This is a genomic window from Promicromonospora sp. NPDC052451 (genome assembly GCF_044547525.1).
In the GTDB taxonomy this organism is placed as follows: Bacteria; Actinomycetota; Actinomycetes; order Actinomycetales; family Cellulomonadaceae; genus Promicromonospora.
In genome coordinates this window covers 251,181-275,629 of record NZ_JBIUAP010000005.1, presented here as the reverse complement: position 1 = coordinate 275,629, position 24,449 = coordinate 251,181, and the positions used below count along the sequence as shown (strand labels likewise).

General features: G+C 74.2%; 29 protein-coding genes and 1 riboswitch. Of the genes, 17 read left to right on the top strand and 12 right to left on the bottom strand.

Annotated elements, in window-relative coordinates:
* Window positions 1–88: 88 nt before the first annotated feature.
* The 4 genes from ACIG47_RS11150 (at window position 89) to ACIG47_RS11135 (ending at window position 3,445) form a co-directional block, all read left to right on the top strand.
* Window positions 89–862 (top strand): SDR family NAD(P)-dependent oxidoreductase, encoded by a 774-nt coding sequence (locus ACIG47_RS11150; protein WP_397430854.1) that lies wholly within the window; start codon window positions 89–91, stop codon window positions 860–862.
* 117 nt (window positions 863–979) lie between these two features.
* A riboswitch (cyclic di-AMP (ydaO/yuaA leader) is annotated at window positions 980–1,133 on the top strand.
* Between the two features lie 67 nt (window positions 1,134–1,200).
* A complete protein-coding gene (locus ACIG47_RS11145; RefSeq protein WP_397430853.1) occupies window positions 1,201–2,067 on the top strand; it encodes a M15 family metallopeptidase in 867 nt (288 codons plus the stop codon).
* 28 nt (window positions 2,068–2,095) lie between these two features.
* A complete protein-coding gene (locus tag ACIG47_RS11140) occupies window positions 2,096–2,524 on the top strand; it encodes a hypothetical protein (RefSeq protein ID WP_397430852.1) in 429 nt (142 codons plus the stop codon).
* 168 nt (window positions 2,525–2,692) lie between these two features.
* Window positions 2,693–3,445, top strand: coding sequence for a C40 family peptidase (locus ACIG47_RS11135; RefSeq protein WP_397430851.1), 753 nt, complete (start codon window positions 2,693–2,695; stop codon window positions 3,443–3,445).
* Between the two features lie 64 nt (window positions 3,446–3,509).
* Here the strand turns inward: ACIG47_RS11135 and ACIG47_RS11130 are convergent, their stop codons facing one another.
* Window positions 3,510–4,448 (bottom strand): NADP-dependent oxidoreductase, encoded by a 939-nt coding sequence (locus tag ACIG47_RS11130; protein ID WP_397409226.1) that lies wholly within the window; start codon window positions 4,446–4,448, stop codon window positions 3,510–3,512.
* Window positions 4,449–4,558: 110 nt separating this feature from the next.
* On the opposite strand from ACIG47_RS11130, the gene ACIG47_RS11125 reads away from it, so the two are divergent.
* The 3 genes from ACIG47_RS11125 to ACIG47_RS11115 all read left to right on the top strand — a co-directional run bounded on the left by ACIG47_RS11125 (window position 4,559) and on the right by ACIG47_RS11115 (window position 6,155).
* Window positions 4,559–5,080 carry a MarR family winged helix-turn-helix transcriptional regulator gene (locus ACIG47_RS11125; RefSeq protein ID WP_397430850.1) on the top strand — a complete coding sequence of 174 codons (522 nt, stop codon included), beginning with the start codon at window positions 4,559–4,561 and terminating at the stop codon, window positions 5,078–5,080.
* A gap of 90 nt (window positions 5,081–5,170) precedes the next feature.
* Window positions 5,171–5,437, top strand: a complete 267-nt coding sequence (locus ACIG47_RS11120; RefSeq protein WP_397430849.1) for a DUF1905 domain-containing protein — start codon at window positions 5,171–5,173, stop codon at window positions 5,435–5,437.
* A gap of 67 nt (window positions 5,438–5,504) precedes the next feature.
* A complete protein-coding gene (locus ACIG47_RS11115; RefSeq protein ID WP_397430848.1) occupies window positions 5,505–6,155 on the top strand; it encodes a hypothetical protein in 651 nt (216 codons plus the stop codon).
* Window positions 6,156–6,199: 44 nt separating this feature from the next.
* Here ACIG47_RS11115 and ACIG47_RS11110 read toward each other — a convergent pair whose 3' ends face one another.
* Window positions 6,200–7,453 carry an ROK family protein gene (locus ACIG47_RS11110; protein WP_397430847.1) on the bottom strand — a complete coding sequence of 418 codons (1,254 nt, stop codon included), beginning with the start codon at window positions 7,451–7,453 and terminating at the stop codon, window positions 6,200–6,202.
* A gap of 107 nt (window positions 7,454–7,560) precedes the next feature.
* Between ACIG47_RS11110 and ACIG47_RS11105 the strand changes: the two genes are divergently transcribed.
* The 4 genes from ACIG47_RS11105 (at window position 7,561) to ACIG47_RS11090 (ending at window position 12,387) form a co-directional block, all read left to right on the top strand.
* A complete protein-coding gene (locus ACIG47_RS11105; protein WP_397430846.1) occupies window positions 7,561–8,835 on the top strand; it encodes an ABC transporter substrate-binding protein in 1,275 nt (424 codons plus the stop codon).
* Between the two features lie 27 nt (window positions 8,836–8,862).
* Complete coding sequence (locus ACIG47_RS11100) at window positions 8,863–9,801, top strand: carbohydrate ABC transporter permease (protein ID WP_397409238.1); 939 nt, start codon at window positions 8,863–8,865, stop codon at window positions 9,799–9,801.
* Window positions 9,801–10,622 (top strand): carbohydrate ABC transporter permease, encoded by an 822-nt coding sequence (locus ACIG47_RS11095; protein ID WP_397430845.1) that lies wholly within the window; start codon window positions 9,801–9,803, stop codon window positions 10,620–10,622. The genes ACIG47_RS11100 and ACIG47_RS11095 overlap by 1 nt, the downstream gene beginning before the upstream one ends.
* 76 nt (window positions 10,623–10,698) lie before the next feature.
* Window positions 10,699–12,387 (top strand): glycoside hydrolase family 13 protein, encoded by a 1,689-nt coding sequence (locus ACIG47_RS11090; protein WP_397430844.1) that lies wholly within the window; start codon window positions 10,699–10,701, stop codon window positions 12,385–12,387.
* A 4-nt stretch (window positions 12,388–12,391) separates the two neighbouring features.
* On the opposite strand, the gene ACIG47_RS11085 is transcribed toward ACIG47_RS11090, so the two are convergent.
* Entirely contained in the window at window positions 12,392–13,258 is an 867-nt protein-coding gene (locus ACIG47_RS11085; RefSeq protein WP_397430843.1) for a GNAT family N-acetyltransferase, read from the bottom strand.
* 170 nt (window positions 13,259–13,428) lie between these two features.
* On the opposite strand from ACIG47_RS11085, the gene ACIG47_RS11080 reads away from it, so the two are divergent.
* Window positions 13,429–14,223 (top strand): tryptophan-rich sensory protein, encoded by a 795-nt coding sequence (locus tag ACIG47_RS11080; protein ID WP_397430842.1) that lies wholly within the window; start codon window positions 13,429–13,431, stop codon window positions 14,221–14,223.
* Between the two features lie 32 nt (window positions 14,224–14,255).
* On the opposite strand, the gene ACIG47_RS11075 is transcribed toward ACIG47_RS11080, so the two are convergent.
* The 3 genes from ACIG47_RS11075 to ACIG47_RS11065 all read right to left on the bottom strand — a co-directional run bounded on the left by ACIG47_RS11075 (window position 14,256) and on the right by ACIG47_RS11065 (window position 16,527).
* Complete coding sequence (locus ACIG47_RS11075; protein ID WP_397430841.1) at window positions 14,256–14,552, bottom strand: hypothetical protein; 297 nt, start codon at window positions 14,550–14,552, stop codon at window positions 14,256–14,258.
* Complete coding sequence (locus ACIG47_RS11070; protein ID WP_397430840.1) at window positions 14,549–15,832, bottom strand: anion permease; 1,284 nt, start codon at window positions 15,830–15,832, stop codon at window positions 14,549–14,551. The genes ACIG47_RS11075 and ACIG47_RS11070 overlap by 4 nt, the downstream gene beginning before the upstream one ends.
* A 128-nt stretch (window positions 15,833–15,960) precedes the next feature.
* On the bottom strand, window positions 15,961–16,527 hold the full coding sequence (locus ACIG47_RS11065) for a TetR family transcriptional regulator (RefSeq protein ID WP_397430839.1): 567 nt from the start codon (window positions 16,525–16,527) through the stop codon (window positions 15,961–15,963).
* Window positions 16,528–16,998: 471 nt separating this feature from the next.
* Between ACIG47_RS11065 and ACIG47_RS11060 the strand changes: the two genes are divergently transcribed.
* On the top strand, window positions 16,999–17,745 hold the full coding sequence (locus tag ACIG47_RS11060) for a hypothetical protein (RefSeq protein ID WP_397430838.1): 747 nt from the start codon (window positions 16,999–17,001) through the stop codon (window positions 17,743–17,745).
* A gap of 117 nt (window positions 17,746–17,862) precedes the next feature.
* Here the strand turns inward: ACIG47_RS11060 and ACIG47_RS11055 are convergent, their stop codons facing one another.
* The 3 genes from ACIG47_RS11055 to ACIG47_RS11045 all read right to left on the bottom strand — a co-directional run bounded on the left by ACIG47_RS11055 (window position 17,863) and on the right by ACIG47_RS11045 (window position 19,714).
* Window positions 17,863–18,099: a hypothetical protein gene (locus ACIG47_RS11055; RefSeq protein WP_397409256.1), complete on the bottom strand. Its 237-nt coding sequence runs from the start codon at window positions 18,097–18,099 to the stop codon at window positions 17,863–17,865.
* Window positions 18,100–18,327: 228 nt separating this feature from the next.
* Window positions 18,328–19,023, bottom strand: a complete 696-nt coding sequence (locus ACIG47_RS11050) for a haloacid dehalogenase type II (RefSeq protein WP_397430837.1) — start codon at window positions 19,021–19,023, stop codon at window positions 18,328–18,330.
* 31 nt (window positions 19,024–19,054) lie between these two features.
* Window positions 19,055–19,714 carry a DJ-1/PfpI family protein gene (locus tag ACIG47_RS11045; RefSeq protein ID WP_397430836.1) on the bottom strand — a complete coding sequence of 220 codons (660 nt, stop codon included), beginning with the start codon at window positions 19,712–19,714 and terminating at the stop codon, window positions 19,055–19,057.
* A 166-nt stretch (window positions 19,715–19,880) separates the two neighbouring features.
* Between ACIG47_RS11045 and ACIG47_RS11040 the strand changes: the two genes are divergently transcribed.
* Entirely contained in the window at window positions 19,881–20,831 is a 951-nt protein-coding gene (locus ACIG47_RS11040) for a GlxA family transcriptional regulator (RefSeq protein ID WP_397430835.1), read from the top strand.
* Between the two features lie 19 nt (window positions 20,832–20,850).
* Here the strand turns inward: ACIG47_RS11040 and ACIG47_RS11035 are convergent, their stop codons facing one another.
* From ACIG47_RS11035 to ACIG47_RS11025, 3 genes are read right to left on the bottom strand one after another with little or no spacing between them, the layout of a single operon-like run.
* Window positions 20,851–21,426 (bottom strand): TetR/AcrR family transcriptional regulator, encoded by a 576-nt coding sequence (locus ACIG47_RS11035; RefSeq protein WP_397409264.1) that lies wholly within the window; start codon window positions 21,424–21,426, stop codon window positions 20,851–20,853.
* Window positions 21,423–22,124, bottom strand: coding sequence for a DsbA family oxidoreductase (locus ACIG47_RS11030; RefSeq protein WP_397430974.1), 702 nt, complete (start codon window positions 22,122–22,124; stop codon window positions 21,423–21,425). The genes ACIG47_RS11035 and ACIG47_RS11030 overlap by 4 nt, the downstream gene beginning before the upstream one ends.
* Window positions 22,124–22,288 carry a hypothetical protein gene (locus ACIG47_RS11025; RefSeq protein WP_397430834.1) on the bottom strand — a complete coding sequence of 55 codons (165 nt, stop codon included), beginning with the start codon at window positions 22,286–22,288 and terminating at the stop codon, window positions 22,124–22,126. The genes ACIG47_RS11030 and ACIG47_RS11025 overlap by 1 nt, the downstream gene beginning before the upstream one ends.
* Window positions 22,289–22,363: 75 nt before the next feature.
* Between ACIG47_RS11025 and ACIG47_RS11020 the strand changes: the two genes are divergently transcribed.
* The 3 genes from ACIG47_RS11020 to ACIG47_RS11010 are packed head-to-tail and all read left to right on the top strand — an operon-like array spanning window position 22,364 to window position 24,439.
* Window positions 22,364–22,636, top strand: coding sequence for a thioredoxin family protein (locus ACIG47_RS11020; protein ID WP_397409267.1), 273 nt, complete (start codon window positions 22,364–22,366; stop codon window positions 22,634–22,636).
* A gap of 14 nt (window positions 22,637–22,650) precedes the next feature.
* Window positions 22,651–23,514, top strand: coding sequence for an AraC family transcriptional regulator (locus tag ACIG47_RS11015; RefSeq protein ID WP_397430833.1), 864 nt, complete (start codon window positions 22,651–22,653; stop codon window positions 23,512–23,514).
* A gap of 10 nt (window positions 23,515–23,524) precedes the next feature.
* Window positions 23,525–24,439: an NAD(P)-dependent oxidoreductase gene (locus tag ACIG47_RS11010; RefSeq protein WP_397430832.1), complete on the top strand. Its 915-nt coding sequence runs from the start codon at window positions 23,525–23,527 to the stop codon at window positions 24,437–24,439.
* Window positions 24,440–24,449 lie beyond the last annotated feature (10 nt).

Sequence of the window (24,449 nt, the reverse complement as noted above, 5' to 3'; positions counted from 1 at the left end):
GATGGTCACGGCGTCGGGCGTGGGCCCCGTGGAACCTGGACGGATAAACCTTTCGTGCCGGTCGACCGCCCGATGGCACCATCGAACCGTGATCGATCCCGGACTGAGCGGAAAGACCGTCCTGGTCACCGGCGGCGGCATGAACATCGGCGCAGCCGTCTCCCGCGCCTTCGCCGCACAGGGTGCGCGCGTGGCCGTGCACCACGTGGGCGGCTCGGCGTCAGGATCCCGCGAGCACGCGCGCGCCGCCACCGACGAGGTCCACGCCTTCGTGGCGTCCCTGCCCGGCGCCATTGCCGTCGAGGCCGACTTCCTCGTGCCGGGCGCCGCCGCGCGGCTCATGGACCAGGTCACCGCACGGCTCGGTCCGGTCGACGTGCTCGTGAACAACGCCGCGCACGCCGAGGAGTCCGACTCGTTCGACACCGTCGGCGAGGCGGGGTTCGAACGCACCTACCGCGTCAACGCCGTGGTGCCCGCGATGCTCGTCGCCGAGCTCGCGCGCCGGCTGCCCGACGACGCCGCACCGGGCAGCGTCTCCGTCGTCAACATCTCGACCGACGCCGCCCGCGGCTTTCCCGGGCAGGTCTCCTACGGCACCTCGAAGGCGGCACTCGAGTCGCTGACGCGCGGCGCCGCCGTCGACCTCGGCCCGAGGATCCGGGTCAACGCCGTGGCGCCGGGGCCGGTGCAGACCGGATGGATGAGTGACGAGCTCGTGGACGCCGTCGTGCCGGCGATCCCCCTGGGCCGGGTCGGCGACCCGGCGGACATCGCCGATGCGGTGGTCTTCCTGGCCTCGCACCAGGCCAGGTGGATCACCGGCCAGGTGGTGCAGGTCGCGGGCGGGCACTTCCTCTAGCTCGCCGGGCGACGCGCGGCCGTTACTCTTTCGTGACATCCCGGTGCAGACGGGGTACATTCGTGGCGGCCCGCCGTGCGGCGGGACGTCCTGGCGGGCGCCGAGCCCTGTCACCGCCCGGAGTCACCGACGAACCACAGGACAGGGACGGGGGACCCACTTCCGGGCACTGCGGTGTCCTCGGGGTGAAGTCGGCGGACGTCGTCCGCCGGCCGGGTCAGTCTCCGACCCGAACCCGACAGCTAACCTCGCAGGCGCCGGGAGATACGTTCCATGCCATCGAAGACCCTCGGGCACCTGCCAGCACCTCCACATCTTTCCCCACGTCGGGGAGCACGATGAGGCACGGGCAGGAGCGATCCCTGCCGCAGTCCTTCGCGCCGCGTCCGGCACCTGCCCGGCGAACGCGCGGGCGCCACAGCAAGGGGCGGCACGCCGCGCCGGCACGGCGGCCGCGGGCCTCGGTGCTGGGCCGGCTGCCCCTCACTCTCGGCGTCGGCCTCGCCCTCGCCTCGACGACGTCGTTCACCGCTGCCTCCTTCGGCGCGCCGGGAACCGGTGAGCCCCTCCTCTCCGCGCCCGACGGCGCGGCCGCGCTCACGGGAGCGGGCCCGGCGTCGGCGGCCCTGGCCGATCGGAGCAGCGGAGCCTCGCGGAGCCAGGAGCGCACGTCGCTCGAGCGGTCCGCCGGCGTCACGGTTCCTGGCGATGCGGTGCTGCCCGTCGAGAAGTCGGCTCCCGTGCAGGTCGAAGCACCTCCGGTGCTGCCCGGCTGCGACGGCGTGGCCACGGGCGAGGGTCTCAACGGCCAGCTTCCCGTCAGCGAGCTGTGCGACCTCTGGGACGGCTACCCGCCGATCCGCGCCGACGCGGCCGTGGCCCTGGCGCGTCTCAACCAGGCCTACACCGAGCAGTTCGGCGAGTCGCTGTGCCTCACGGACGGCTACCGCAGCTACGCGCAGCAGGTCGCGGCCAAGGCGGCGAAGCCCACCCTGACGGCGACCCCTGGCACCTCGAACCACGGCTGGGGTCTGGCGGTGGACATCTGTGCCGACGGCTACGCCGGCGAGCGCTGGGACTGGCTCAAGGCGCACGCGCCCGAGTACGGGTGGGACAACCCGCTCTGGGCCCAGGCCGGCGGTGCCGGCCCCTACGAGCCGTGGCACTGGGAGTTCACGGCCGCCGTGACGGACGCCGCCCGATGAGCCGCCGGGTGCGGACGGCCGGGGTGCGATGAGCCCGCCCCGTCGCCTGCGTGCGCTCCTCGCCGGACCTGGTCCGGGGTCGGCGGGAGTGCTGTCCGTGCTGTTCCTCGTGCTCGCCGTGCTGGGCGGGCCGGTCGTGTGCGGCATCCATTCCGACGAGCACCCGCAGGCGCATCACGGTTCAGCCGTCGAGGCGGCGTCCGGCCCGGCGGGCGGCCTGGCCCCGGCGGACCGCGCCGAGCCCACGTCCGACGGCGGCGAGGCGCACTGCTCGGACCACGGCCGTGCGACGGCGCAGACCGACCCCGTCGTGTCGTCGTCCGGTCCGGCCGCCGTCGCCGAGCCCGCGGTGCAGGGGATCGCGCCCGCCCTGGCGTACCCGGACCACCGGACCGCGCCCGGCGTGGTGCGCCCGGCCGCGCCGAGCCTGCACGCCCTGGGGATCTGCCGGACGTAGAACACCGGCCTCGTCGACGCCCAGCCGTCGACCGCCGGCGCGCCGCCCACCGACGGGCCGCGCGGAGTTCTCCGTTCGAGCAGAAAGGCCGATCCTCTGATGGATCCCACGATCTCTGCTGCCCTGACCGCACGTGGTCGGGGCAGGCACCGGGCGGTACGCCGCCCCTTGTTCACCACCACCGCCCAGGCGGCCGCCGTGCAGGCCGTCGCCCGAGGCGCCGTCGTGGCTGCGGGCTCCGGTCTGCTGATGTCCCTGGTGGCCGCCCCGGCGCAGGCGGCGCCGGCCGGCGGTGTCGCCGCGACGGTCGAGGGCGGCGTGCTCCAGGGCAGCCTCAACAGCGCCGACCTCGACGCCCTGGCCGGTCAGGCCCGGGCCGCGCTCGCCTCCGCGCCGGTGGTGACCGTGGCCACCGACGCGGAGCTGAAGGTCGAGAAGGCCGCGGTGTCGGTGGTCTCCGCCGCGGAGAACGACGAGTACCAGGCGCAGCTCGCCGCGGAGGCCGAGGCGGAGGCTGCCGAGGCGGCGGCCGCTGCTGCGGCGGAAGCGGCGCAAGCAGCCGCCGCGGTCGAGATCCCGGCCTCAGCGTCGGGTTCCGCGGTGGTGTCGATCGCCATGCGGTACCTCGGTGTGCCCTACCTCTGGGCCGGCTCGACGCCCGAGGGCTTCGACTGCTCCGGGTTCACGTCCTACGTGTTCGCGCAGGTGGGCATCGACCTGCCGCGCACCTCCTCGGAGCAGCGGTACGCCGGGACCGAGGTGTCCTGGGCCGACGCCCGGCCGGGCGACCTCATCTGGACCCCCGGCCACATCGCGATCTACGCGGGTGACGGCATGCAGGTCGAGGCGCCGGTGCCGGGCAAGACGGTCCGGTACACCGCCATCTGGCAGTCCGACCCGACGTTCCTGCGGGTCGGCTGAGACTCCTGTCCGGGGCGAGGCCAGCCCCTCGCCCCGGACAGGTACCGCGCCGGACCCGGGCCGGTCACGCGCCGTCCGGCACGGCGACCACCTTGCCGTGCACCTGGCCCGCCTCCGCCTGCACGTGGAGCGCGGGCAGCTCGCTCAGCGGAACCCGCCGGGCGATCTCGACGTGCAGCTCACCGTCGTCGACGAGCGTGACGAGCTGTGCGAGCACGTCCGCGTCGGGGTGCAGGAAGACCGTGGCGGCGCGCACGCCGCGCGCCTCGTCGCCGGGCGTCGTGACCCGCGGCGTGGTGGAGACCACCACGCCGCCGTCGCGGACCCGGGCGGCCATCGCGGTGAACCCCTCGGGGGTGATCGGGGCCAGGTTGAGCAGCACGTCGACGGGTTCGGTCACCGCGTCGAGCACCGAGGTGGTCGTGTGGTCGACGATCTCGTCCGCGCCCGCCGCCCGGACGCTCTCGGCGCTGCGGGGGCTCGCCGTGGCCACGACGTGTGCGCCGGCCCGCTTGGCGAGCTGCACGGCGTAGCCGCCCACGGGGCCGCCGGCGCCGTTGACGAGCACCCGCTGGCCCGCCTCGAGCCCGCCCGCCTCGAAGAGCGCCTGCCAGGCGGTGAGCCCGACCGACGGGAGACCGGCGGCGTCGGCGAGGGGGATCGCCGTCGGCGCCGGCACGAGGTCACCGGCCGGTGCGACGACGTACTCCGCCGCGGAGCCGTCGGCGCTCATGGGGATGAACCCGACCACCTCCTGGCCCACGGTGAGGCCGTCCACGCCCTCGCCCACCGCGTCGACCGTGCCGGAGACGTCGTAGCCGGGGACGTGGGGCAGCGTCACCGGGATCGGCAGGAATCCGCCGCGGATGCCGCCGTCCGCCGGGTTGTACGCCGAGCCGGCGACCCGGACCCGCACCTCGCCGGCGCCGGGCACCGGCTGGTCGGCGTCCTCGTACCGCAGGACCTCGGGGCCGCCCGTCTCGTGGAACCGCACTGCCTTCATGATGTTTCCCTCCGTCGTGTGCTTCGGATTCGAAGCAACTGCGGAGGACGCTAGCACTGCTTCGAACTTGAAGCAAGTGATTCGAAGTCGAAGCACGGTAAGATCTGTCGATGACCTCCTCGCCGCCTTCCCTGGATGCCACGCAGCTCGGCGCCTACTTCGCCCTCATCGAGGCGAGCAGCCTGCTGAAGCACACCGTCGAGCAGCAGCTCCAGGACGCGGGCGGCCTCAGCTACGTGCAGTTCCAGCTCCTCGCGAGCCTCGGCGACTCCCCGACGGGCAGCCGGCGGATGACCGACCTGGCCGACGGCGTCGTCTACAGCCGCAGCGGCCTCACCTACCAGGCGCAGACCCTGGAGAAGCGCGGCCTCGTCACCCGCACGCAGGCCTCCGACGACGAGCGCGGCGTCACGGTGACCATCACGCAGGAGGGCCGCGCCGTGCTGGCGGCGGTGTTCCCGGGCCACATCGCCGTGCTCGACGACCTGCTGTTCGCACCGCTGACCCGGACCGACATCGAGACCCTCGCCGACATCCTCGGTCGCGCGCGCGACCACATGCGGCGGACGCCGCCGCGGTCGGCCGGGCCGCGCCGGCGCAAGAGGGCGGCGGGTCCGGAGCAGGCCCCGTAGGCCGGGTCGCGCGCCACCGGTGAGTTGTGGAGCCCGGCGTCGTCTGACCCTGTGAACCCGTCGTCAGCGCACTCCCAGAAGGTGGTCCCCATGATCGACAAGAAGTTCACCGCGACCCTCCGCAAGAGCCCGAACGAGGGCGGCTGGACCTACGTGGTCTGGCCCGAGTCCGCCGAGTTCTTCCAGACCCGTGGCCTGGTCAAGGTCCGGGGCACGATCGACGGCCACCCGTTCCGCAGCTCGTTCATGGCGCTGGGCGACGGCACGCACAAGCTCCCCGTGAAGGCCGACGTCCGCACGGCGATCGGCAAGGAGGAGGGCGACACCGTGACCGTGCACCTGGAGGAGCGGCTGTAGGAGCGGCGTCGCCCGGCGGCGGATTTTCCGTGGTCAGGCGCCCGGGCGCCTGCCTAGGCTGCCGGGCGTGCATCCGTTCGACGACCTGGCCGGCCTCCCGCACCGCGAGGTGGCCGGACGCCTCCTCGCCGACGGCTGGAACGTGTGCGGCCTCGGCGACTGGGCCACGGTCTGGCGCTCTCCCGACGGTGCGCTGGTCGCCCGGGTGAGCCCCTTCGAGCCGGCGTACCAGGTCTTCGTGGCGCTGTGCCGCACGCTGGACGGCCATCCGCTCCTCCCGCACATCGAGTTCGACGCCCCGCTGGACGGCGGCGGTCGCCTCACCGTGCTCGAGTTCCTCACCCCGGCCGGGTCGGCCGAGGCCGACGCCGTCGTGCGCCGCTGGGAGGCGGCGCTGCCCGGCGACCCTGTCACCGAGGTGCGCCGCGAGGCGGAACGGCTCGACGCCGAGGCGGCCCGGACGATCCCGTTCTGGGGCGGCCTCGACCACAACCCCGGCAACGTGCTGCGCACCGCGGCCGGCGAGCCAAAGCTGGTCGACCTGTTCTACGCGGCCGGCCTGGAGATCTACCGGGTGCTGGCCGAGAACCCGGCCGAGATCGCCGAGGCCTTCCCGTCGGACCAGCGCCGCTACCTCTGCGACATCGCCGCGCTGGCCCGCCAGGCGGGTCCGGGTGAGCTGGCTGCCCTGCGCGCCGCGGGGGACAGCATCGCCTGACGTCGCCCGTCCGGGGCCGCCAGGCCCCCGACACGGCGGTGCGGTCAGCGGCCGGTTGCGCTCCGGACGAGCTCGAAGTCGAACGGGCTGGCCCGGACGATCGCCAGGGCGCGCCGCACCGCGCCCACGTGGACACCGTCGGAACCCAGCGCGGAGGCCACGATCGCGGGCACCGGCGGGTGGATGTAGGAGGGCAGCCGTTCCGCGGCCCGGGCCACGACCGGGCCCAGCGCCGGGGCGAGCGCGCCACCCACGACGATCCGCTCGACGTCGAGCAGTGACGCGATGACGGCGCAGACGCGGGCGAGCCGGTCGGCGAGCTGCTCGACGATGCCGACGGCGACGGCGTCGCCGCCCTGCGCGGCCGCGAGCACGTCGGCGGCGTCGAGCGTGGCGGGGTCGTGCCCGCCCAGCGCCGAGCCGGCCAGGTCACCGGCGTCGGCCGCGCGGCGGGCCAGCTCGCGGGCCACGTGGGCCAGGCCGTCGGCCGACCCGACGCCCTCGACCAGGTCGAGCAGCCGCATCTCGCCGGCCCCACCGCGCGGGCCCCGGAGCAGGGTGCCGTCGATGATGAGCCCGGCCCCGAAACGCTCCCCGGACAGCAGTGTGGCGAACGACGACTGGCCGACGCCGGCACCGGTGGTCCACTCCGCGACGGCGGCCAGGTTGGCGTCGTTCTCGACGGTGACCGACTGGCCGACGTCGGCGAACTCCTCGGCGAGGCCCGGGTTCATGCGGGCCCAGAAGCGCCCCTGGTTGCCCGGCGGGGAGGCGCCCTGGGCGTCGGTCGGTGCCGGGACGCCGAGCACCACGGCGAGCACCGGGCCGGCCTGCTCGCCGGTGCTGCCGCCGCCGCTGCCGCCGGTGCCGACGGTGCCGACGGCGTCGTCGATCGCGCGGCGGATGGCGCGTACCCGGGTCGCGGGGGAGGCGTCGGCCCGCAGCTCCTGGGTGGAGCGGGCGAGCATGGTGCCGCGCAGGTCGGCCACCGAGGCTGTCACGTGGTGCTGCCCGGCGTCGACCCCGACGACACGGCCCGCGCGCGGGTCGAACGCGTACCGCCGCGCGGGGCGGCCCAGGCGGTACTCGCCGGCGGCCCGGGCGTCGTCGAGCTCGCTGACCCAGCCGCGCGCGGTGAGCTCGTCGCACAGCGCGAGCACGGTGGAGCGGGTGAGGCCGGTGTCGGCCATCACGTCGCTGGCGGTGAACGTCTCCCGGTCCCAGACGAGCCGGAGTGCGGCGGCGGCGTTGGTGTGCCGCAGCAGCCGGGCGGAGCTGGCCACGGGGAAGGAGTCCACCCCTTGACTCTAGCGCGCGCCGCGTACATGATCGGGACAGTAAATCTAGACATTAGATTTAGGTCCGCACCAGCGTGGGTGGCGGGCCGGACCAAGGAGACGACGACGTGCCAGCACCTTCCCCTCCACCGTCGCAGGGCCTGAGCCGACGGGCCTTCCTCGGCGCCGGTCTGCTCGGCGCCGGCCTCGCGCTGACGGGCTGCGGGCCCCTCGGCCGGGGCGCCGAGGTGTCGTTCCACCAGTCCAAGCCCGAGGCCATCGGCTACTTCGGCGAGCTCCTGGGCCGGTTCCGCCAGGCGCACCCGGGCCTGCGGGTCAGCCACGACTCGTCGTCGAACCTGTCGGCCGGGTTCGTCCGCAACTCGCCGCCCGACCTCGGGTGCCTCAACTACAACTTCGAGGTGGCGCGGTTCGTGGACCGCGGCGCGATGAGCGACCTCGGCGACCTGCCCGAGGCGGGCCGGATCAACCCCGACCTGCTGCCGCTCGTCGACCTGACGGCGTCGTACCCCGGGCGCACCAGCGTGCTGCCGTACTCCCTCATGGCCGCCGGTGTGCTCTACAACCGCACGCTCTTCGCCGACCACGGACTGGTGCCGCCGACCACGTGGTCGGAGCTGATCGAGGTCTGCGACGCCCTGACCGACGCGGGCGTGACCCCGTTCTACGGCACCTACGCCGACCCGTGGACGGTGGGGCAGGGGCTGTTCGACTACACCGTGGGCGGGATGGTCGACGTCACCGCGTTCTTCGAGGCCCTGGCCCAGCAGGGCGCCGACACGGGGCCGGACTCGCCGGTCTCGTTCGAGAAGCACCTCCGCGAGCCGGTCGAGCGCATGCTCACCCTGGTGGGCTACTCCAACGCCGACGCCACGAGCCGGGGCTACGGCGACGGCAACCTCGCCTTCGCGCGGGGTCAGGCGGCGATGTACCTCCAGGGCCCGTGGGCGCTCACGGAGATCGCCAAGACGGCGCCCGACCTCGACGTCGGCGTCTTCCCGCTCCCCATGACGGACGACCCGGCGGACCGCAAGGTGCGGGTCAACGTCGACCTGGCGCTGTGGATCCCCGAGATCTCACCCAACCAGGACGCCGCCCGCGAGCTCCTGACGTTCCTCATGCGGCCCGAGGTCATCGACACCTACAACGCCGACAACCTCGGCTTCGGCGTCACCACCGACGCGCCGCCGGTCACCCACCCCACCCTCGTCGAGCTGCAGACCTACTACGACGACGCCCGGTTCTACCTCGGCCCGTCCCAGCTCGTGCCGCAGTCCATCCCGATCCACAACTACGCCCAGGCGCTCGTCACCGGTGCCGACCCGGGCGCCGTGCTGCGCACCGTCGACGCCGACTGGGCGCGGCTGGCCCGCCGCTCCTGAACCCGCCCCCGAACCCGAGGACCTGTCATGGCGACACCAGCCACCACGCTCCCCGAGGCCCGCACCGCAGCGGCCCTCGCCGAGGGAACGTCGGTGCGCCCCGCCCCACGGCGGCGCGTCGACGCGACCTACTACCTGTTCCTGCTGCCCACCGTCGCGCTGTTCACGCTCGCGATCACCGTCCCCGCGATCATGGGCGTGGCCTACAGCTTCACCGACTCCATCGGGTTCGGTGAGGCCCGCTTCATCGGTCTGACCAACTACGCCGTGCTGTTCTCCGACCCGGCGATCCTGAGCTCCTACGGGTTCACCGTCGGGTTCGCGCTGGTCACGGTGGTCGTCGTCAACGTCGTGGCGTTCCTGCTCGCGATCGGGCTGGCGGCCCGCATCCCCGCCCGGGCGGCGCTGCGCACGGTGTTCGTGCTGCCCATGGTGGTCTCCGGCATCATCATCGCCTACGTCTTCAACTTCCTGTTCTCCAACTCGCTGCCGCAGCTCGCCTCCGCCGTCGGGCTCACGGCGCTCCAGGAGAGCGTGCTGGCCGACCCGGACCTGGCCTGGACGGCGATCGTGGTGGTCACGGCCTGGCAGGCGATCCCGTCGGCGCTGCTGGTCTACACCGCCGGCATCGTCTCCATCCCCGGCGAGGTGTACGAGGCGGCCAGCATCGACGGCGCCTCCGGCTGGCGGCAGCTGCGCACCATCACGTTGCCGCTGCTCGCGGGGTACGTGCTGATCAACATGGTGATCGGTTTCAAGAACTTCCTGAACGCCTACGACGTCATCGTGGGCCTCACCGACGGCGGACCGGGCACCGCCACCCGCAGCGTGGCCATGACCATCTTCTCGGGGTTCACCGGCGGCGACTACGCCTACCAGATGGCGAACGCCACCGTCTTCTTCCTCATCGCCCTCGTGCTGGCCCTGGTGCAGCTGCGGCTCACCCGTGGAAAGGTGGCTGTCTGATGTCCAGGCGCATCAATGTCCCGGTCACCGTCGTCCTGCTCGCGTGCACGCTCGCCGTCCTGGTGCCGATCTACGTCACGGTCACGATGGCGCTGAAGACCACCGAGCAGTCGGTGGACGGCAACGCGTTCTCGCTCCCTGCCCCGGTCAGCCTCGACGGGCTGGCCGAGGCCTGGACGCTGACGAGCTTCCCCCGCTCGTTCGCGGTCTCGCTGCTCGTCACGGCGGTCGCGGTCGCCGGGACCGTCGTGCTCAGCTCCGTCGCGTCCTACGCCATCGCCCGCAACTGGGACCGGCGGCTGTTCCGGTGGTCGTTCTTCTACCTGCTCGGCGCGATGTTCCTGCCCTTCCCGGTGCTCGCGCTGTCCCAGGTGCGGCTCACGGGGCTCGCGGGCCTGGACAACCCGGTCGGGGTCGCGATCCTGCACGTGATGTTCCAGCTCTCGTTCAGCACGCTGCTGTACACGGCGTTCCTGCGCTCGCTGCCCGCCGAGCTGGAGGAGAGCGCCCGGCTCGACGGCGCCACCACGTGGCAGGTCTTCTGGCGGCTGGTGTTCCCGCTGCTGGCGCCGATGAGCGCGACGGTGGGCATCTTCGCCTTCCTGGCGTCGTGGAACGACTTCATGATGCCGTTCCTGATCACGTCGGACCCGGCCCTGCAGACCCTGCCGGTGCTGCAGAACATCTTCCAGACCCAGTTCAGCAACAACTACAACGTCGCCTTCGCGTCCTACCTCATGGCCATGGCGCCGGCGATCGTCGTCTACCTCTTCACGCAGCGCTGGGTGATGTCCGGGGTCACCCAGGGCGCCGTCAAGTGACCAGCCCCGGCTAGCCGGTCCCGGCAAGCCGCAGCCAGACAAGCCCAGCCAGACAAGCAAGGAGAACGATCACCTCATGACCGAAGTGATGGAGCCCACCCTCACCCCCGACTCCTCCGCCGGAGACGCCACCTGGTGGCGGCAGGCCGCCGTCTACCAGATCTACCCGCGCGCGTTCGCCGACGCGGACGGGGACGGCATCGGCGACCTCCCGGGCATCACCGCGCACGTGCCGTACCTGCGTGAGCTCGGCGTCGACGCCGTCTGGCTCAGCCCGTTCTACCCGTCGGCGCTCGCGGACGGCGGCTACGACGTGGACGACTACCGCGACGTTGACCCGCGCCTGGGCACGCTCGACGACTTCGACGCGCTGGTGGCCGCGCTGCACGACGCCGGGATCAAGCTGATCGTGGACCTCGTGCCGAACCACACCTCGGACCGGCACGTCTGGTTCCAGGAGGCCCTGCGGTCGCCGAAGGGATCGCCCGCGCGCGACCGCTACATCTTCCGTGACGGCAAGGGGCCGGACGGTGCCGAGCCGCCCGCCGACTGGCAGTCGGTGTTCGGCGGCCCGGCCTGGGAACCGGTCGGGGACGGCCAGTGGTACATGCACCACTTCGCCACCGAGCAGCCGGACCTGAACTGGAAGAACCCCGAGGTCCGGGCCGACTTCCTGCACACGCTGCGGTTCTGGTCGGACCGCGGGGTGGACGGGTTCCGGGTCGACGTCGCGCACGGCCTCGCCAAGGACCTCGGTGAGGAGCTGCCCAGCCAGGCCGAGCTCGACGCTACGCCGCGCGACGGCAACCACCCCCTGTGGGACCGGGACGACGTGCACGACATCTACGCCGAGTGGCGCACGGTCTTCGACTCCTACGACCCGCCCCGCACCGCTGTCGCCGAGGCGTGGGTGGCCGCGGACCGCCGGGCGCGCTACGCCAGCGCCCACGGCCTGGGCCAGGCGTTCAACTTCGACCTGCTGGAGGCCGACTTCGACGCCGGGCAGTTCCGCGAGATCATCACGTTCAACCTGGAGCTCGCTGAGACGTCCGGGTCGTCCACGACGTGGGTGTTCTCCAACCACGACGTCGTGCGGCACGCCACCCGCTACGGACTGCCCCCGCGTGGCACCGGCGCGGCCGGCGGCGACCACACCGCGGAGAAGCAGGGCAAGCGGTGGCTGCTCTCGGGCGGCACCGAGCCCGTGCTCCAGCGGGAGCTCGGGCTGCGCCGGGCACGTGCGGCGACGCTGCTGGAGCTCGCGCTGCCGGGTTCCTCGTACCTCTACCAGGGGGAGGAGCTGGGCCTGCACGAGGTGGCCGACATCCCCGACGAGTCGCGCCAGGACCCGACGTTCTTCCGGAGCCCGGGCATCGAGATCGGCCGCGACGGGTGCCGTGTCCCGCTGCCCTGGACGCGCGAGGGCGCCTCGTTCGGGTTCGGTGCCGGGCCCGCCGACCTGCCGCAGCCGGACTGGTTCGGGGACCTCGCGGTGGAGGTGCAGGAGCAGGACCCGGCCTCGACGCTCGCGCTGTACCGCCGGGCCCTCACCCTGCGCCGGGAGCTCCAGACCGACGAGACCATGGAGTGGCACGACACCGGCCGCGACGACGTGCTCGCGTTCCGCCGGCCGAACGGCTGGCTGAGCGTCACCAACTTCGGTGACGACGTCGTCGACCTGCCCGCCGGCGAGGTGCTGCTGACCAGCGCCCCGCTCGACGGCGGCCGCCTGCCGGGAGCGACCACGGCCTGGCTGCGGGTCTGACCGGCTACCCGGCCCGGCGGCGGTCGAGGCGGTCCGGCAGCCGGTCGAACCCCGCCGACACGTAGGTGGCCACCGCCGGGGTGCGCGCGCTCTCGGTGATGACGACGGCGCTGGACGAGCCGAGCTCACGCAGGGCGGCCACCCCGGCGAGGGTGACCGCCCTGCCGTAGCCGTGCCCGCGGTGGTCCGGGTGCACGCCGAGGGGCTCGATCAGGCCGGGCCGCCCGGCGCCGGCCGACCAGACCGTGGTCGCGCCGACCGCCGTGCCCGCCTCGTCGTAGGCGACCAGGCACCGGGCGTCGGCGTAGAGCGGGCCGGCGGCCATCGCGTGCCAGCGGTCGTCGGTGAACGAGGGGCCGCCGAACGCGGCCCGGTGGACGGCGGTGCGCTCGCCCGCCCGGTCGGGTCCGGCCACCTCCACCCGCACGCCCGGGTCCTCGACCGGGCCGGCGAGGTCGCGCACCAGCGGGGCCCACGGCTCGTCGTCACCCCAGCCCGCCTCGCCGAGCAGCTCGCTCACCAGGGCGCCGGGCGGCGCCTCGACCATGACCTCCCCGCCCGGCAGCACGCCGCGCTCCGGCGTCGTCACGTCGGCCACCATCCTGCGGGCCAGGGACTCGTCCCGGCGCACGTCGGGCGCCGTGCTGAGGCGCAGCAGGTCCGCGCCGTCGAGCAGGCCGACGGCGAGCACGTGTCCGTCCCGTGTCCAGGTGCGGACGGCCGCCGCCGTCGCCGTGGTGCCCCACCGCCAGAACCAGCCGATGTCCCCGGGGTGGAGCTGCACGGGATCCGTGTCGGACTGCCACTCCCGCAGCACGTCGACGGCCCGGGTCAGGTCGTCGGCGCCGGGCACGTTCAGGTGGATCGTCATACCGGCGATCCAAGCCGGGACCGGACCGGCGGGCGACCTTTTTCCCGGCCTCTTCCCGGTCGGTCGCTCTATCAGGAAGCCGGGCAGGTTACTAGCTAGGCTAGACAGTGCTGCGGCGGGTGTCCTTCCTGAGCCGGCCGCCGACCGGGCGACCCGAGGAGGACCACCGCATGGCACAGGAGACATCCACCGACCGGGGCGGGCAGATCGCCGTCACCCTCAGCTTCCTGGTGTGCCTCGCCGGCTCCATGATCGGCGTCGGGGTGTTCGGCGGCACCCCGATCGCGTCGGCCGCGGGCGGCGCGCTCTCCACCGATGCCACGCTCCTGGCTCCCGCGTCGGGTGCCTTCGCGGTGTGGACGGTGGTCTACCTCGGGCTCGCGGGCTACACCGTGCTGCAGTGGTTCCCCGTGGCCGAGGACAGGCAGCGCCGCCTGCGGCTGCCGGTGGCCGGGACCATGCTGCTCAACGCCGCGTGGATCCTGGTGGTCCAGGCGGGCCGGCTCTGGGTGAGTGTGCTGGTCATCGGGGTTCTGTTGATGCTCCTGGGCCGCATCTTCGTGCTGCTGACCCGCACCCGCGCGAGCGGTCCGCTGGACCGCGTGCTGGTCGACGGGGTGCTCGGCGTCTACCTGGGCTGGGTCTGCGTCGCGACCGTGGCCAACGTCGCGGCGGCCCTCGTCGCCTCCGGGTTCGGCGGCGCGGGCCTGACGCCCGACGGGTGGGCGGTCGTCGTGCTGCTGGCGGTCGCCGGCATCGGTGTGGCGCTCGCGGTGCGGGGCCGGGGGCGGTTCGCGGTCGGCGCCGCCATCGCCTGGGGCCTGGCCTGGATCGCCGTGGCCCGGTGGGACGGCGCGCTCCCGTCCGCCCCGGTGGCCTGGACCGCGGCCGCGGCGTCCGCCGTCGTGCTCGGGGTGACGCTGGCCGTGCGTGCGCGGGAGGCGACGCGCACGGCCGCGGCCTGACCCCGGCCGTGCCTCGTCCGGGGGCGTGCGGCTCAGTGCCCGCCGGTGACCACGAAGACCAGACCCGTCACCACGGCCGCGACGACGATCGCGAGGCACAGCACGGCTCCGGCCAGGCGCACGGGACCCGGCCGGGGCGTGCTCGCGGGGACGGCTGCGCCGGTGTGGGGGGCCGGCTCGCCGCCGTCCGCCCGCGCGGCCTCCGGGACCGGTCCGGTGCCGGCCAGGAGGCGCAGTCCCAGGGCGAAGAGCGCGGGGATCCCGGCGCCGACGAGCACGCCCGCCACCAGCACCTGGCCCAGCGCGCCCCACTCGATGAACTCGTTCACGACTGCTCTCCCTTCGAGGTGGTGCCGGCGTTCCCCGCGTCGTCCGCTCCCACGGAGCTGATGGCCCGGCCGACCGAGGAGGCCGTCGCCACGGCGGGCACGGGGGCGACGCGCTCGCCGCCCGTGGCGCCCGTCGTCGCGGCGACCGGCTGCACGTCGGCGCCCTTGTCCTCGTCCCAGTCCTCGTTGACGGTGGCGTGGTTGACGGGCCGGCGCCGCGAGGCGATCCAGATGGCGAGGGTGGACGCCACCAGCACGACGAGCACCGCGATGGTGCCCGCCGCACCGCCGATGGCCGACTCGAGCCAGTGGCACAGCGCGCCGACCAGCCCAGCCGCCGGCAGGGTCAGGGCCCAGGCCACGAACATGCGCCCGGCGACGCTCCAGCGCACCTTCGCGCCCGGCATGCCGACGCCGGAGCCGAGCACCGAGCCGGTCGCGACGTGCGTGGTCGAGAGTGAGAAGCCGAAGTGGCTGGACAGGAGGATGACCGCCGCGGACGACGTCTCCGCGGCCATGCCCTGGCGCGTGTCGATCTCGACGAGGCCCTTGCCGAGCGTGCGGATGACCCGCCAGCCACCCATGTAGGTGCCGACGGCCATGGCGATCGCACAGCTGAGGATGACCCACAGGGGCACGTCGGAGTCGGCGGGCACCGCGCCGCCCGCGATGAGCGCGAGCAGGATGATGCCCATCGACTTCTGCGCGTCGTTGGTGCCGTGCGCCAGCGAGACCAGCGAGGCCGAGCCGATCTGGCCCCAGCGGAAGCCGCGGTTGGTCACGTCCTGGGGCACCCCGCGGGTCAGGCGCGCGACGCACCACGTGCCGAGGCCGGCCACGGCGATCGCGATGAGCGGGGCGAGCAGGGCGGGCAGCAGCACCTTGGACACCACGCCGGTCCACAGCACGCCCGACGTGCCGACCGCCGCCAGCACCGCGCCCACCATGCCGCCGACGAGGGCGTGCGAGGAGCTGGAGGGGATGCCGAGCAGCCAGGTGAGCAGGTTCCAGACGATGCCGCCCACCAGGCCGGCCAGCACCACCGGCAGGGTGATCACCTCGGCATCGACGATGCCCTTGGCGATGGTGGCGGCGACGGCGAGCGAGAGGAACGCCCCGACGAGGTTGAGCACGGCGGACAGCGCGACGGCGGTCCGCGGCCGGAGGGCACGGGTGGCGATGGACGTGGCCATCGCGTTCCCCGTGTCGTGGAATCCGTTCGTGAAGTCGAAGGCGAGTGCTGTCACGACGACGAGCACGAGCAGGAGCGTTTCGGTCACGCCCTCGATGGTCGGAGACGGATCAGGGGTCGAACCGCGATTTCGGGCGAAAGCAAGGCACTGTTCCGCCATCGTTCATCTGATGTTCACCTGACGGGCGACCGGAGGCCTGGCCGGTGTGCCGCGCCTCACTGCGCCAGGGCCTCCCGCAGGGTGCCGGCCACGGCGGCCAGGTCGTCGCTGAAGCTCGTGCCGTCCCCGGCGGTCCAGCGGCGGAAGGCCAGGCCGAGCGTCGCGGCCCCGACCTGCGCCACGAGCGCGGCGGTACCGGGCTCCGCGCCGCGTTCCAGCAGGGCCTCCTCGATCGCCGCGACCACGCCGGCCGCCTTGGTCCGCTCGCGCTCCTGGAGCTCCGGGCTCGCGTCGATCACGACCCGCCGGCGGGCGGCGTGGCGGTGGTCCACGAGCGTGGCCACCTGGGCACCGACGCGGCCGAGGGCGTCGAGCGCCGCGGCGAACGGCGGCGCGTCCGGGTCGGCGGCGAGCACCGCCGCGCGGACGGCGTCCGGCAGGCGTTCCGCGCCCGCGAAGAGCACCTCGCGCTTGTCCGGGAAGTAGCGGAAGTAGGTGCGACGGGTCAGGCCGGCGCGCTCCGCGATGTCCGACACGGTCACCGTGTCGTAGCCGCGCTCCAGGTACAGGTCGAGCGCGGCCTCGGTCAGGCGCTCCTGCGCTCCGGGATCCCATCTCGCCACGGTCAGAGACTAGCACTGATGACACTGTGTGCCATGAGTGCTACCGTGATGATGACACACAGTGACATCACTCGGGTGCGAGCGTGCCCGGCCTGACGAGAAGGAGACCTGCATGGCACAGCGCAGCGGTGGGACGGACGGCCCGGCCCGGGCCGGGGAGATCTGGGTGCTCGGCGCCACCGGGCGGACGGGCCGGGCCGTGGCCGCCCGGCTCGTGGCGGACGGCGTGGCACCCGTCCTGGTGGGGCGCGACGCCGGGCGGTTGCGCCGGGCCGCCGAGCAGCTCGGGCCGGAGCCGGGCGTGCGGACGGTCGTCGCCGCCACCCCCGAGGCGACGGCGGACGAGGTGGCCCGGCAGCGGCCCGCGGTGGTGGTCAACACCATCGGCGACTACGCCCGGACCGCGCTGCCCGTGGTGCGCGCGTGCCTGCCGGGCGGCCACTACGTCGACCTGGCCTCCGACCTGGCGCGATGGAACAGCTCGCCGCGCTGCACGACGAGGCGGAGGGCGCTGGCAGCACCCTGGTCACGGGCGCCGGGTTCGGCGTGCTGGGCACCGAGGCCGTGGTGGCCCGGCTCTGCGCCGGGCGCCCTGTCCCGGCCCGGGTCCGGGTCGACGCCCTCGCGTCGGTGGCCGTCGAGGCGGGTCGGCTGGGCGAGGCGCTGGCCGCCAGCATGGTGGACGTCGCGGCGACCGGCGGCCGCCGCTACGCCGGAGGCCGGCTCGTGCGCACCCGTCTCGGTGCCGACGTCTACCGCCTCACCCTGCCCGACGGCGTGGCGGTGACCAGCGTCGGTGCCCCCTCGGGCGAGCTCTACGGGGCGCGCACGGCGAGCGGCGCCCCGGACGTCGTCGCCACGTCGATGCTCGTCCCGGCCGCCCCCGCGGTCCGGGCGCTGCTGCCGGTGGCGGGTGCGCTGCTGCGGGTGCCCGCGCTACGCCGGCTGGTCGTGTCCCGGCTCGCCCGCGTCGAGCTGCCCGCCTCGCCGCGGCCGCGCGAGCACACCTGGGGGCACGCCGTCGTCACGTGGGCCGACGGCACCGAGCGGGAGGGGTGGCTGCGTGCCGGCGAGGCGATGGACTTCACCGCCGCCGCGGCGGCCACGGTCGCGCAGCGCCTCGCCCGGGGCGAGGGCAAGCCCGGCGCGTGGACGCCGGCCACCGTCCTCGGGCCGGACCTGGCGACCGCGGCGGGCGGCACCTTCGTCGACGGCTGAGACGACGCCGGCCGGGTGCACCAGCCGGCGACGCATCGGCCGGTGCACCTGACCGGTCGCCCTGACTGGTCGCCATGACCGGTCGCCTAGACCGGTCGCCCCGGCCGATGTGGAGGGTCAGCCGGCGTCGAACCGCTCCTCGCCGTCCTTGTCGGGGTTGTCCTCGGGGTGCTCGCCGGGTACGGCTCTCGGGTCCGCCGGGTGCATCGGCGAGTCGTCGGCCGAGTCGTCCGGCGTCCGGTCGGCCGGGGCGCCGTCCGTGCGGCCGCTCGTGCGGTCGTCGGTCGTGCGGCCGCTCGCACCGTCGGTGGTGCCGGGACGCTCGCGGTAGGTCTCGCTGTCGCTCTCGCTCATGGCTGCTCCTTCCGGACCGGGCGACCGGCGGTGCGAGCGGCCGGTCGCAGGTGGTGCGGCGCCCCGATCGAGCGGACGACCGGGGCGCCGCCCTCCGACCGTAAGGCTGCCTCACGGCACTCGCACCCAGACCCCGTGCCGGACGTCGTGTGCCGGCCCGGCGCGCCGAGGCACGTCAGGTCCGGCACGTCGAGTCCGGCCGACCAGGCCCGATCCGACAGCCTCGTGCTACAGCCCCAGGAGCTGGGCGTGCAGGTCGAGCAGGCTGGTCGCGTGCAGGTCGAACGTGTCGTCCGGCGCGGGCGGGTCGCCGTCGGCCCGTGGCACGTACGCCGTGCGCATCCCGGCGGCGGCCGCGGCACGCAGGTCCCACGCGTGCGCGGCGACCATGACGGGCGTCCCCGAACCCGTCGGTGCCGTGTCCAGGGCCAGCTCGTAGACGGCCGGGTCCGGCTTGTAGCTGCCCGCGTCCTCGGCCGACAGCACCTGGTGCCACCGCAGGCCCGCGTTGGTGCTCAGCCCGGCGAGCACCCGGCGGCTCGCGTTCGAGAGGCCGATCACGGTGACGTCCGCGGTGAGCAGGTCCAGGCCGGCCACCGTGTCCGGCCACGGCTGCAGCCACTCCGACGCGTCCGTCAGCCGGGCGGCGGCGTCCGGCAGCAGGAAGCCGTCGCGGACCAGCCCGGCCACCGCCTCGCGGTCGAGCTCGTGGCTCGGCACGAAGGCGCGCCGGCCCGCCACGATCGCACGCTCCTGGTGGGCCACGTGGGCCAGCCAGCGGCGGGCGACCTCGGCCGCGGCCCCGCTGTCGAGCGCGGCCATCGCCGACACGTGCCGCCCCATGCTCCCGGTCTGGTCCACCAGGGTGCCGAGAACGTCGAAGACGACGGTCGGCCGGGTGGTCTCCTTCGTCGCAGGCTCCATCCGTCCACCGTAGTGCGCCCGGAGGCCGTCGTCAGAGGGGCTGGGGCACCCGGCCCCGGTCGGCCCAGACCGTGCCGCGGCGCTCGAACTCGAAGAAGCCCTCGACCGCCCGGGCGATCCTCGGGCCGGCCTCGCGCTCCAGCACGTACAGCCCGAGGTCCAGGCCCGACGTCACGCCGCCCGCCGAGAGCAGGTCGCCGTCGTCCACCACCCGGGCGTCGACGACGTGCACACCCGTCTCCTTCAGCAGGTCAGTGCCCAGGGCGTTCGTGACGGCGGTGCGCCCCTGCAGGAGCCCCGCCATCGCCAGGGCGAGGGATCCCCCGCACACCGTGGCCACGGTGACGTCCGGGTTGGCCAGGGCCCGCCGGACCAGCGGCATCGCGGCCGACTGCGCGAAGCGGGCCAGCAGTGCGGGGATCGTCTCGGCGCCGTCCTCCGGGCCGCCCTCGACCGGGCCCACGGCTCCGGGGACGACGACGTAGCCCGGCCGGTCGGGGTCCAGCCCGCTCCGGGCGTCCAGGCTGATCCCCGGGATGCCCGAGGCGACGGCTCGCGGCCCCTCGGCGGCCACGAGCTCGGCGGTCGTCGCGCCACCGACCATGCCGCCGGCGGTCAGGACCTCGTAGATCCCGATCACGTCCAGCGGGTCGAATCCGTCGAACAGGACGACCTGGGCCGACACGGCCATGATGATGCTCCCTCGGTGCGGTCACGGGCGCCGGAGTGGCGCCCCCGACCATGCTCGGCGGCACCCTCGCAGCCGGGACAGCGGCCGGGCGGCCATAGACCGACGAGATCTGGCCAGCCGCCCCGGACCCGCGAGATCTCGCTCTCGTGCCGGATAGCGTGGGCGCGTGCACACCGTCGCTGTCGTCGCCCTGCCGGACACGATCATCTTCGATCTGGCCACGCCCGTGGAGGTCTTCGGCCGTGCCCGCCTGCCCGACGGGCGCCCCGCCTACCAGGTGCTGGTCTGCGGCACCGAGCCGGTGGTCGAGGCGGGCCCGCTGCGCATCGGGACCGACCTGGGGCTCGAGGCGCTCGCACGGGCGGACACCGTCGTCGTCCCCGGGCGGATCCGGCCGGAGGACCCCGCACCCGAGGCCGCGCTCGCCGCGCTCCGTGCGGCCGCGGCGGACGGGACCCGCATCGCGTCCGTCTGCGTGGGGGCCTTCACGCTCGCGGAGGCCGGGCTCCTCGACGGGCTGCGCGCCACGACGCACTGGCTCGCCGCCGACGCCCTGGCCCGCCGGTACCCGGCCGTCGAGGTGGACGCCGGGTCGCTCTACATCGACAACGGGCAGATCCTCACGTCGGCCGGCGCGGCCGCCGGCCTCGACCTCTGCCTGCACCTCGTGCGCCGGGACCACGGCGTCGCCGTCGCGGCGGACGCCTCCCGGCTCTCCGTGACGCCGCTCCACCGGGACGGCGGGCAGGCGCAGTTCATCCTGCGCAACCCGCCCACCTTCCGGACCGCGACCCTCGAACCCGTGCTCCGGTGGATCGAGGAGAACGCCCACACCGACCTGGCGCTCGCCGACGTCGCCGCGGCCGCCCGCACGAGCGTGCGGACCCTCAACCGCCGGTTCCACGAGGAGACGGGGCAGAGCCCCATGCAGTGGATCGCCGGGGTGCGCATCCGGCACGCGCAGGAGCTGCTGGAGACCACCGACTACGGCGTCGAGCGGATCGCGCGGCAGGTGGGCTTCCCGAGCCCGAGCACCTTCCGTGCGCTCTTCCGCCGCGCCACCGGGGTCACCCCGAGCGGCTACCGGGTCACCTTCCGCGGGCGCGACGCCGCGTAGCGCGGCGGCCGGCGTCCCGTCAGCCGGCGGCGCGCAGGCCGCGCAGCGTGAACTCGAGCCGCCGGCGGTAGCCGTCGCGTGGCTGCTGCTCGCAGGCGCGCGCGATGATGCCGCGCTCCCAGACGAGCAGGTCCACGTCCTGCGGGGTGAGATCGCCGCGGATCACCCCGGTGGCCTGGGCGTCGGCGAGGAAACCGGCAGCCGCCGCGCTGGCGTGCTCGCACAGGGCGGTCACCGGCGCCGAGCCGGGGAGCGCCCGCAGCAGGACGTCGTTGGCGGCGGGCTCGTCGTACTGGAGCAGCCAGATCTGCCGCAGATAGGTCTCGAACCGCTCGACCGGGTCGTCGACGGCGGCGGCCGCGGTGATGATGCCCCGGATGCGCTCGGCCACGAGGTCCTCGACCACCGCGTCGATCAGGCCCTGCCGGCCCCCGAAGCGGTGGTAGATGGTGCCCTTGCTGACCCCGGCCGCGCGCGCCACCTCCTCCAGCGGGGTGTTCAGGCCGCCCGCGCGGAAGACGTCGAGGGCAGCCGTGCGGATGCCCTCGACGTTGCGCCGCGCGTCGGCGCGCAGGCGCGGGGACTGGGAGGTCACCGGGCGGCTCCGGCCGCCGCCGAGCCGACCGTCTCGTTCCAGCTCGTCTCGAGCGCCTGCAGGAACGCCTCCACCGGCTGAGCGCCGGAGACGGCGTACTTCTCGGCGAACACGAAGAACGGCACCCCGTTGATGCCGTACTGCCGGGCCTGGCGCAGGTCCGCCTCGACGGCCTCGGCGTACTCTCCGCTCGCCAGGGCGGCGAGGGTCGCCGCGCGGTCCAGGCCCACCTCGGCGGCCAGGTCCGCCAGCACCTCGTGGTCGGAGACGACGAGCCCCTCGGTGAAGTACGCCTGGAAGAGCCGGCGGATCATCTCGCGCTGCTTGCCGTGCGCCGCGGCGAAGTGGCTGAGCTGGTGCGCCGTGCGGGTGCTGACGGCCTGCGCGCGGTCCAGGTGGTACTCCAGGCCGACCTGCGCGGCGCGTGCCGAGACCTGCTCGTTCATCGCCACGGCCTGCTCGCGGGGGATGCCGTGCTTGGCCGCGAGGTGGTCGGCCGGGTTGACCGGGGCGTCGCCGTCGCGGACCTCCGGCATGAGCAGGAAGCTGTGGTAGCGCACCTCGACGCCCGAGGCGTGCGGGAACTTCTCCAGCGCCTGGTCGAGCAGGGCGTCACCCATGTAGCAGAACGGGCACACGACGTCGCTCCACACGTCGACGACGAGCCGGCCCGCCGAGCCGAACGCCTCGCCGGCCATCAGGAGCACACCCCGTCCAGGTCGCAGACGCCGAACGCCTCGCCCACGGGCAGGAGCTCGAACGGCATCGGGGTGACGGGGGTGGTGCCGGCGGTCTCGGGTGCCGGCTCGTGGGCGGCCTCGGCGACCGGCGCCGGCTCCGCGACCGAGTTACTTGACGTCATGGTCAAGAACCGTAGGATAACTTGAACAGTGCGTCAAGATGGCGCGGGACGAGTCGCGACGGGATGGACCGAGAGATGTCCGCTGTGCAGTTCGAGCTCTTCACCTCGGCCTTCTGCGGCCCGTGCCACCACACGCGGGCCGTCCTGGCGGAGGCGGTGCGGATCGTCCCGGGCGCCACGATGGTGGAGCACGACGTGGCCCACGAGGCGGGCCTGGCCGAGTCGCTCGACATCCGGTCCACCCCCATGGTCCTCGTCCGGGACGCGGACGGCGCCGAGGTGTTCCGCGCCGCGGGGGCCCCGACGGTCGCCCAGGTGCTGGTCGCGGCAGAGCGCGCGCTGCGCTGAGCGAGACCAGGCCCATGTCGGACGCCACGGGCCTGCGGCTCCGGTTCGGTGCCGGCGCTGCGGGCGTCGAGCGTCTCGAGGCGTCGTTGGTGGGCGAGAGCTTCGCGCCGCACCGGCACGACACGTACGCGATCGGGATCACGCTGGCCGGGGTGCAGAGCTTCCGGTACCGCGGGGAGCAGCGCTACTGCATGCCGGGCGAGGCGCACGTGCTGCACCCGGACGAGGTGCACGACGGCACGGCCGGCACGGCCGAGGGCTTCCGCTACCGGATCGTCTACCTCGACCCGGGCCTGGTCCGGGAGGCCCTGGGCGACGGGCCGCTGCCGTTCGTGCCCGATCCGGTGATCGGGCGGCGGGCCGTGCCCTCCGCGCTGGTGGGGTACCTGCGAGGGATCGACGACCCGATCGGCGAGTTCGAGCGGGTGGAGCTCGCCGCCGACCTGGCGGGGATGCTGGCCGGCCACGCGTCGCCGTCGACGGTCACTCGTCGCTCGCTCCCGCTGGCTGCGCTGCGGAACGTGCGCGAGCTGATCGACGACGACCCGGCCGTGCTGCACCCGACGAGCCGGTACGAGGAGGTGTCCGGGCTCGACCGGTGGGCGGTCGCCCGCCAGTTCCGGGCGGCGTACGGCACGAGCCCGACCCGCTACCGCACGATGCGGCAGCTCGCCCGGGCGCGCAGGCTGATCGCCGCCGGACGGTCCCTCGCCGAGGCCGCGGCCTCCGCGGGCTTCGCCGACCAGAGCCATCTCGGCCGCATGTTCAAGCGGGCCTACGGGCTGACGCCGGCACGCTGGGCCGCCGCGGTGGCGAGCGGCAGCGCACCCGGTGAGTCAGCACAATCGTTCAAGACCGCGGGGCGTGGACGCCGGTAGAAACGGTCGCGTGACCACCGGATTCCTCGGGCTCGGGGTGATGGGGCAGCCCATGGCCCTCCATCTCGCCCGCGAAGGCAAGCCGCTGATCGTCTGGAACCGCACCCGGGCGAGGACCGAACCGCTGCGCGAGGCCGGTGCGCGCGTTGCCGGCTCGCCCGCCGAGGTGTTCGGCGCGGCGCGGGTCGTGATCGTCATGCTGAGCGACGAGGCGGCCATCGACGAGGTGCTCGGCCGGGGGACGCCGGCCTTCGCGGACCTCGTCGCCGGCCACGTCGTCGTCAGCACGAGCACGACGTCGGCCGGGTACTCGGCCGGTCTGGCGGCCGACGTCGAGCGCGCCGGCGGCAGCTATGTCGAGGCGCCCGTCTCCGGATCGCGCAGGCCCGCCGAGGACGGCGAGCTGGTGGTCATGCTGGCCGGTGAGGGGCCTGTCGTGGACGAGGTGCGGGAGATCCTACGGCCGGTCAGCCGGGAGACCGTCCTGTGCGGGGCCGTGCCTCGCGCGACGCTGCTCAAGCTGTCCACGAACACGTTCCTCATCGCGATGGTCACCGGCCTGGCCGAGGCGTTCCACTTCGCCGACCGGCACGGGCTGGACCGCCGTCTGCTGGCCGCGGTGCTGGACGCGGGGCCGATGGCGAGCAACGTCTCGCGGATCAAGGCCGACAAGCTCCTCGACGACGACTTCTCCGTCCAGGCGGCGATCCCCGACGTGCTGAAGAACAACCGGCTGGTCGTCGAGGCCGGTCGGCAGGCCGGGACGAGCACGCCGCTGCTCGACGTCTGCCTCGCGCTCTACGGCGAGACCGCGGCGCTCGGGCACGGTGGGTCCGACATGGTGGCCGTGATCAGGGCGATCGAGGCGAGGACCGCCGCGGGGCACGCGTCGCAGGACGTGCCCGGGGACGCGCGAGACGGCTGAGCGGCCGGCG

Excerpts from the sequence above, each read along its gene's own strand:
- ACIG47_RS11085 (WP_397430843.1), bottom strand. The coding sequence starts at position 13,258 with ATGACGATCCACCTGAACGTGCCCGGCGCCGACGACCTGACCCGGGCC.
- ACIG47_RS11015 (WP_397430833.1), top strand. The coding sequence starts at position 22,651 with ATGTCGGACGCCACGGGCCTGCGGCTCCGGTTCGGTGCCGGCGCTGCG.
- ACIG47_RS11050 (WP_397430837.1), bottom strand. The coding sequence starts at position 19,023 with ATGGAGCCTGCGACGAAGGAGACCACCCGGCCGACCGTCGTCTTCGAC.
- ACIG47_RS11100 (WP_397409238.1), top strand. The coding sequence starts at position 8,863 with ATGGCGACACCAGCCACCACGCTCCCCGAGGCCCGCACCGCAGCGGCC.
- ACIG47_RS11080 (WP_397430842.1), top strand. The coding sequence starts at position 13,429 with ATGGCACAGGAGACATCCACCGACCGGGGCGGGCAGATCGCCGTCACC.
- ACIG47_RS11095 (WP_397430845.1), top strand. The coding sequence starts at position 9,801 with ATGTCCAGGCGCATCAATGTCCCGGTCACCGTCGTCCTGCTCGCGTGC.
- ACIG47_RS11045 (WP_397430836.1), bottom strand. The coding sequence starts at position 19,714 with ATGGCCGTGTCGGCCCAGGTCGTCCTGTTCGACGGATTCGACCCGCTG.
- ACIG47_RS11125 (WP_397430850.1), top strand. The coding sequence starts at position 4,559 with ATGACCTCCTCGCCGCCTTCCCTGGATGCCACGCAGCTCGGCGCCTAC.
- ACIG47_RS11025 (WP_397430834.1), bottom strand. The coding sequence starts at position 22,288 with ATGACGTCAAGTAACTCGGTCGCGGAGCCGGCGCCGGTCGCCGAGGCC.
- ACIG47_RS11140 (WP_397430852.1), top strand. The coding sequence starts at position 2,096 with ATGAGCCCGCCCCGTCGCCTGCGTGCGCTCCTCGCCGGACCTGGTCCG.
- ACIG47_RS11120 (WP_397430849.1), top strand. The coding sequence starts at position 5,171 with ATGATCGACAAGAAGTTCACCGCGACCCTCCGCAAGAGCCCGAACGAG.
- ACIG47_RS11145 (WP_397430853.1), top strand. The coding sequence starts at position 1,201 with ATGAGGCACGGGCAGGAGCGATCCCTGCCGCAGTCCTTCGCGCCGCGT.
- ACIG47_RS11030 (WP_397430974.1), bottom strand. The coding sequence starts at position 22,124 with ATGGCCGGCGAGGCGTTCGGCTCGGCGGGCCGGCTCGTCGTCGACGTG.
- ACIG47_RS11090 (WP_397430844.1), top strand. The coding sequence starts at position 10,699 with ATGACCGAAGTGATGGAGCCCACCCTCACCCCCGACTCCTCCGCCGGA.
- ACIG47_RS11130 (WP_397409226.1), bottom strand. The coding sequence starts at position 4,448 with ATGAAGGCAGTGCGGTTCCACGAGACGGGCGGCCCCGAGGTCCTGCGG.
- ACIG47_RS11060 (WP_397430838.1), top strand. The coding sequence starts at position 16,999 with ATGGAACAGCTCGCCGCGCTGCACGACGAGGCGGAGGGCGCTGGCAGC.
- ACIG47_RS11055 (WP_397409256.1), bottom strand. The coding sequence starts at position 18,099 with ATGAGCGAGAGCGACAGCGAGACCTACCGCGAGCGTCCCGGCACCACC.
- ACIG47_RS11020 (WP_397409267.1), top strand. The coding sequence starts at position 22,364 with ATGTCCGCTGTGCAGTTCGAGCTCTTCACCTCGGCCTTCTGCGGCCCG.